We start from the raw sequence: 6,957 nt of genomic DNA, 5'->3' as shown, positions 1-6,957 counted from the left end.
TCATCTTTTTTTGTTTCGCAAAAACTAATTTACAAAACTTGGATGCTTATGCACTTTTACAAACATACAGCCTTTCGGGAGCTCCCCTCACGAGGAGAGCCTGTTGTTAGGAAACTGTAATAGCAGCACCAAATCCTCTTCCGGTTACTAAAAAACTGTTTTCCCTTTATAAGGGAAAATGTCGACAGTTAAGCTTGGGAAATCCCGTACTTTACGTCGGGAACAAAAGGGTAGAAAGAGTTATGAAGTCCTATTAATTCCATATATTGACTTCCTTATGAGTTCATTTATCGTTAAAAAGTGAAAATGACAAAATTTATGCTCCCCCAGAAATTTCATGTGACCCAAATTGATCTAAAAATATTGGATCACCTATAATTCATAAATTTTGTTTTACATTACGAAATAAACTTATTTCTAGTAAGCATTATCTGCCTTAGTGTTAAGGTAATTAGTGCAGGCCAACGATAGGGATGATTGCCAATCTCAGAAAATAGCATAAAAAAACCTGAATGAGGTAGTCTCCTGAAGCCTTTCTTGCTTCTGAATTCCCCATTCAGGTTTTTTAAGTGAATTATTTCGTCGGTCAAAAAAAACAGTAGCAGTCTAATCGTTTTCCTTATTGGCTGTGGTTGGTTTTAATACCAGGAGCTGCAAAATAACTGCGGCTGCAACCGGAATGGCCAACATAGCCATGTCGCGGCCCAGGTTGCCCGAATCGGTTGATTTACCAAGCAATTCGGTAACAAACGCACCTGCAAATACCCCGGTAAGGTTCATCAGTCCGTAGCCCGCGGCACGATGGCGTGGCGAAACAAACTGACAAAGAATGGGCATATTGTTGGCATCGAACATTCCAAAACCAATTCCGAACAAAACGCCACCACCAATAATGCCGGCAAATCCTTGTCCCATGCCAAGCAAGAGCAAGGCCGGAATCATCAGCGAAAGTCCGATAGCGCCGGTATAAATGCGCCCGCGCACGTTAAAACCAATCCAGCGGTCGGCCAAAATACCTCCCGATATTACCCCGATAAACGACGAGGCAGCAATGGTAATGGTGGCCAGCGGTCCGGCTTTTGCCATGTCCATGCCCAGGCTTTCGGAGAATAAGGTTGGAAGCCAGTTTTTTGTTGCCCACCCCGGGAAACTTGGCGCTGCAAAATAAAAGAGAATCACCCAAAAACTGATGGTTCCGAGCAGCATGCCTAAACTTTTGGTGATGGATGAAAAACCACCGCTTTTAACAGCTGATGTTTCTTTTGTTGCCGGCGCACTGGCAAAGCGATCTTTTTTCTCGCGCAGGAAAAAAACAAGCACAAGACTGTAAGCAATACCAATCAACCCAAAGGAATGGAACGCGGTTTGCCACGAAAACTCGTGCGCCACGGTAGCACCAAAGCCACCAACTGCCTGCCCCAAATACAAACCGGTCATGTGAATACCAATGGCCAGCGAGCGGGTGCGTCCTTCGTGGTAGTCGGCAATAAGTGCCAGTGCTGCAGGAATATAAAGTGCTTCGCTAATGCCCATAATGGCGCGCAAAACATACAACACCTGGAAATTACTGGAGTAGCCCATCGACAGGGTTACGCCCGACCAAACGGCCAGACTGCCAACAATCAGCCACTTGCGATTCACGCGGTCGGCAATAATGCCGGCCACCGGGCTCATCAATCCGTAAATCCACAGGAATACTGCCATCAGGCGGCCAAAATTCTCGGCCGTTTCCAGTTCCTGAATGTCGATCATCATCGATACTTTCATGGTTGAAAGCATCTGACGATCCATATAGTTCAATAAAGCTACTACCCACAACAGGCCTACAACTACCCAGGGATAATATGATTTTTCTTTGATTTGATTCATTTTAATTCGTTTTGATTTATTTTCTAGTCAATGGTTAAAACCCTGCAATTTTATTGCAGCTACTCTAGTTTCTGTAAATTTCCATTTTAAAAGGAAGTAGATTTGAGTACAGAGATTTGAGTATTGAGAAACTTGTTCGTGTCTGTATTCTTCTCGCACTACTCATTACTTTATACTCATATCCTATTCTTTGTTCATTTTTAATTTCATTCAATTCTAAACCTATGTCTTTTCAGGGCATAGTGGTTTATTTTCCTTTGCTGTCTGTTTTTCAGCTTTCATCAGGTAAAAAAACTGGTATTATTCATACATGTCATTTAAATCAGCCGATGAAAGTTCTGCGATAAACTTTGCAATCTTCTTCGTTACATCTTTATAAAATTGTTCGCCTTTTTCGGCACTGGCTTGCTTCGGGTTTCCAACGCCGGTACTTTCCGTAATTGAAGTCCATTCCCGTTGAGCCCACGCCCAACGTTTCTTTAAACCTTCCGTTTTGAATGTTTTTGAAGCCCCGTCTCCGGCTATTTCTATTGGTAAAACCAAGTCAGGTTGGATGTGCATCATTACACTTGTTTCCAGTTCCCCTGCGTGATCTCCCGGTTCGGCAAAATACGCTTCTGCGTTAAAAGCTTTCCACCAGTCAATCGTACAAATAAAAACCTCCGGGTGAGTTACCGATAGCTCTCTGATCATTGGTGTAAAAATATTACCTCCGTGGCTATTAACAATAATCAGCTTTTTAATACCATGGCGCATAAGGTTTTCAACCATGTCCTTAAGGATAAGCATTTGCGTAGATGGCATCATGTTTAAACACAATTTCAAATCCAGCTGCCCGGTATTAACGCCCCAGGGTACTGCGGGAAGAACAACCGATCTGGCACCTTCCTCCCAGGCAAGCCGGGCGCTTTCCAAAGCAACTGCGTCCGACTCGTAAACGTCGGTTGCATAAGGCAAATGGTAATTGTGAGGTTCAATAGCACCCCAGGGAAGAATAGCTACATCGTATGTTTCATCCTTCACATCGGCCCAACAGCTCGCTGCTAAATTATACGTCTGTTTACTCATGCTTTTTTATTTTTCATTCAGTTTCTCCAGCGTTTTCCACACCTGGAACATGCCACGTGGTACATGGAAACAACCTTTCCATTTCCCGCCTTTTAAGGGCAGCAACACTTCTCCCTGACGATTCAGGTAGCCATACCATTCGCCGTATTCTGCGTCGGCAAAATGCGCCCACGAATAGTCGTGTACTTTTTCAAACCAGGCCAAACATTCTTCGTTTCCGGTAAGCGCATAGCCTTTAATCAGCGTAATTAATGTTTCGATGTGTACCCACCAGAGTTTCTGGTCCCATTCAAGCTGTTGCGGCGGATTTCCTTTTATGTCGAGGAAATAGAAAATACCGCCGAATTTTTCGTCCCAGCCGTATTTCAGCGTTCGCAATGCAATGTCAACCGCTTTTTGTGCCAGCTCCGGCCTTTTCAAGCGTTCCGACAAGTCCATGATAAACCACATGGCTTCGATGGCATGCCCCGGATTTAACAGGCGTCCTTCAAACGAATCGGAAAAACTTCCATCGGGATTTACATTTTCCAGAATCAGTCCCGAATCGGGCTGGTAGAACACCTCCATCACCTCGTGCAACACTTTCTCCACAGTGCTGTTTACCAATTCGGGGTCCAGCAAATGCTCGATTTCAAGCGCCAGGTTACACAAAATCATGGGCAGCGAAAATCCTTTTAATGGGCGGGTGCCGGGCACCAGTTTATTGTAGTCGCCTTTGGGGTTGTCGCTTCGTTTTAAAATATTCTGAAAGGTATCTTTTGAGATCGCAGCAAACTCGTCGTTTCCGGTGGCTTTGCTCAGCTGTCCAAAAGCCATTGTTGCAAAACAATCGGAAAAAATATTGTAAGGCTGCACCAGCGGTTTTCCTTCGCGGGTAAGCGAAAAATACCAGTTCAGCTTGCCGTCGTGGCCGTATTTCTGCAGAAATTCAGCACCATCAAGCGCAATCTGTAACCATTCCGGTTTTTGCTCTACTTCGTTGTATAATTTGGCAAACATCCATACCTGGCGGGCTTGCAGCCAAATAAATTTATCGGTATCAAACACTTCACCGTCGCGTTTCAGGCAGGTGAAATAACCGCCAAATTCTTTGTCGAGCGAATTGTTCTCCCAAAAGGGAACTACTTTGTTCAGCAGCTCGTTCTTATATTGTTCTGATAAAATTTTAAAATCCATCTCTTTCCGTTTAAACCATTATTTCTATTTGTTAACCGAAATTTCGGCGAAAGTAACTTTCGGAGTGCGCACACCCGGGCGGATTTCTCCGTTCGGAATAAATATCCGGTTCCCCGATTTTACCGTCAGGGTAGTTACCTGTGCCGGGAAGGGCAATGTGGCAGTCTCCCGGCATTCGTTGCTAAGCGTATTGTATAAAAATACTTGCTTGCTAAATCCCGGATGGCTTTCCAGGTGCTTAATTTTCCGGCTGTTGATTTCCGCTTTTTCACCGGGCGTTTCGGCTGCAGCAACAGCGTTGAGAAAGGCCTCGGTTTTGTTGAACAGTGTTCCATTATCGCCGCCAAAAAGCAGGATGTGATTTTCCCCCACAGCAGCGCCTGTTCCGGCGGCTAGAGTTACCGGGTTATTCTTATCCTGAGCGATATCGCCAACCTGCTCCCATACTTTTTTAGCAGGTGAATATTTCAGCACCGAACTAAAAAATGTGCTGAGCTCGCCCTCTCTGTTGCGGCCTCCCAAAACGTAAATACAATCTTCGTTTCCGTCGTTCTGACTTACTACCACGGCATTGGATAATGGGCCGGGCATGTCGGGAAGTGCTTCCCATTGGAAATCAGCTTTGGCCACATCGGCGCAATACAACGACGAGATATTCCCATCTTTTCCTGAGCCTCCAGCCACATAAACCACCGATCCTATAGTTGCCGCGCCGCCATTTGAAACGGCTACGGGAAAATCGGGCAGGCTGCTGATTTGCACTTCGCCCTGATCGAACTTCAGTTTTAAAACATCGGAAACAGGCCCGTTCACGTTTTCGCCACCAATGCAAATAACAGCGTCATTCACCGACACACAGGCTGAATAAGCCAACGGCTGCGGAAGTTTGTTATCGGCCACCTGCCATGCCGCATCCTTTTCGTTCAGGTTAAAAACGAAAATATCGTTGTAATAGGTTTTTGTTCCTCCCTGCCACGGAAAGGAATCCGGGAAATTGGAACCTCCGGCAACAATCAACATCCCGGAAGATACACCGGCCAAAGCACCTGCAAGCCCTTTTTGTTCCTGCTGCCCGGTGGCCGGTGGTATATCTGGCAAACTTCCCCAATTGATTTTCATTGTTGTATTTTTTTCGCCGGGAGAGCATTGTAAAATAATACCTCCCAGCATGAGTAATAAAATCAGGTTTACTTTTCGCTTAAAGGGTGCTGAAAAGTTCCTGCATTTGTAATTTCTGAACATCTTTTTCAAACGCTTTGTATGCTTCATTGCTCATATTTTTAATCGGCAAACGGAATTCGCCGCATTCAAAACCAATGTAACGCATGTAGGCTTTTCCGGTTGCAATACCACCGTATTTGCCCAACAGGCGAATCATGTCGATCGACAATTGTTGCAACTGACGTGCTTTGTCCAGGTCGCCCTTGTCGAAAGCATCAATAAGCTGGTAATACAATGGTGCTGCGTAGTTAAAGGTACTTCCAACACCGGCGCGTGCTCCCAATACCAATGCCGACAGCAGGTTTTCGTCGCGTCCCCACAGCATATCGTATTTACCATTTTTAAAGTTCATACAGCTCTGGAAATCCATAAAATCTTCGTGTGTGTACTTAATTCCAACTAAGTTAGGAATCATTGAATCGGCTTCCTGTACAAAGTCGAACATCGACACATTACAGCCTGTTAACACCGGAATGTGGTAAAAATACACCGGCATATTGGGTACGGCTTCGGCAACTTTTGCGCAAAACTCGGCCAACTGACCGGCAGCTCCCGGTTTAAAATAATACGGTGCCAGCAAAGCAATGGCATCAATACCTGCCTCGGCCGAATGTTGTGCATTCTCGATACACTCCTGGTACGATGTGCCACCAACCAGGTTAATGGTTTTAAGCTGTTTTTTATCCGACGTTGCTTTTACCCACGCTTCGGTAGTTTTCATTTTTTCTTTCTGGCTCAGGGCAACACCTTCGCCCGTAGAACCGTTTATAAATGCGCCAACTACCTTGTTTTTGTCCAACAATTCGGCATAGGCCGAAATTTTTTCATACACTACTTCTCCGCTTTTGTCCATTGGTGTAAACGGAGCAGCTACTAAGCCTTCGAATTTACTAATTGTTATACTCATAATTATTGTCTTTTATTTTATTACTAACCAATTTCATGGTCTATAAATGTCTTTTTATTGTTTTTGCCCAAACCCGGTAGCCTTCGCCTTTCAGGTGCAATCCGTCGTTGGTATAAATCGGATTCATCCAGTTGTTGCTGTCGTTTTTAAATGCCGCGAACAAATCCACAAAGCGAACATTGTTTTCGGCGCTCCAGTCTTTCAGGTGTTTGTTAATCCAGATTATCTCCTCAGTTTTTGAACAATGCCCGGCAAATTTCCCGAATTCGGGATTTACAGGTAAAATGCTCTGCAGGTAAAGCTGTGTTTTTGGCGAATCGGTTTTAATCTGCTCCGCAATTCTGCAGATGTTGTTAAAAACGGTGTCTTTCGAAATTCCCCTTGCCAGGTCGTTTATACCGATTAACAGAAACACTTTTGTCGGTTTCGACTTGGTTACTTCATTCAAACGAAACAACACTCCTTCGGTGACATCGCCGCTAATGCCGCGGTTTTTTATTCTTTTATTCTGAAAAAGCTCGGCCCATTCGCTACCGTCTGTTATGCTGTTTCCCAGAAAAATGATTTCTTTTTTGGTATTTGGAAGACTTTCAAACAGCGTTCGCCGCTGTTCGTAATACGTCGATTGAAATGCCTTTTTTGTTTCCTGTGCCTTTACTTGAGGTAAGAAACAAAAGGCAAAAAAGATGATTGTTATGACTTTCAGGTTTGGCATA

General features: G+C 44.5%; 6 protein-coding genes. All 6 read right to left on the bottom strand.

Features of this window, described 5'->3' with window-relative positions; all coding sequences use genetic code 11:
- Window positions 1-606 precede the first annotated feature (606 nt).
- Window positions 607-1,869, bottom strand: coding sequence for an MFS transporter (locus tag BMW53_RS13755; protein ID WP_081804842.1), 1,263 nt, complete (start codon window positions 1,867-1,869; stop codon window positions 607-609).
- A gap of 300 nt (window positions 1,870-2,169) precedes the next feature.
- Window positions 2,170-2,937, bottom strand: coding sequence for a creatininase family protein (locus BMW53_RS13750; RefSeq protein ID WP_038559592.1), 768 nt, complete (start codon window positions 2,935-2,937; stop codon window positions 2,170-2,172).
- 6 nt (window positions 2,938-2,943) lie between these two features.
- Window positions 2,944-4,113: a n-acyl-d-glucosamine 2-epimerase gene (locus tag BMW53_RS13745; protein WP_038559594.1), complete on the bottom strand. Its 1,170-nt coding sequence runs from the start codon at window positions 4,111-4,113 to the stop codon at window positions 2,944-2,946.
- Window positions 4,114-4,137: 24 nt separating this feature from the next.
- Window positions 4,138-5,382: a Kelch repeat-containing protein gene (locus BMW53_RS13740; RefSeq protein WP_081804843.1), complete on the bottom strand. Its 1,245-nt coding sequence runs from the start codon at window positions 5,380-5,382 to the stop codon at window positions 4,138-4,140.
- The gene (locus tag BMW53_RS13735; protein WP_038559596.1) at window positions 5,312-6,241 is read right to left on the bottom strand and encodes a dihydrodipicolinate synthase family protein; all 930 of its coding nucleotides are present in this window, start codon (window positions 6,239-6,241) and stop codon (window positions 5,312-5,314) included. Before BMW53_RS13735 ends, BMW53_RS13740 begins: the two co-directional genes overlap by 71 nt.
- 40 nt (window positions 6,242-6,281) lie before the next feature.
- Window positions 6,282-6,956: a GDSL-type esterase/lipase family protein gene (locus BMW53_RS13730; RefSeq protein WP_038559599.1), complete on the bottom strand. Its 675-nt coding sequence runs from the start codon at window positions 6,954-6,956 to the stop codon at window positions 6,282-6,284.
- Between the last annotated feature and the right edge of the window lies 1 nt (window position 6,957).

Source organism: Draconibacterium orientale (assembly GCF_900111425.1).
Lineage (GTDB): Bacteria > Bacteroidota > Bacteroidia > Bacteroidales > Prolixibacteraceae > Draconibacterium > Draconibacterium orientale.
Note: the sequence above shows the minus strand (reverse complement) of the source record. Positions and strands in the feature narration are given on the sequence as shown.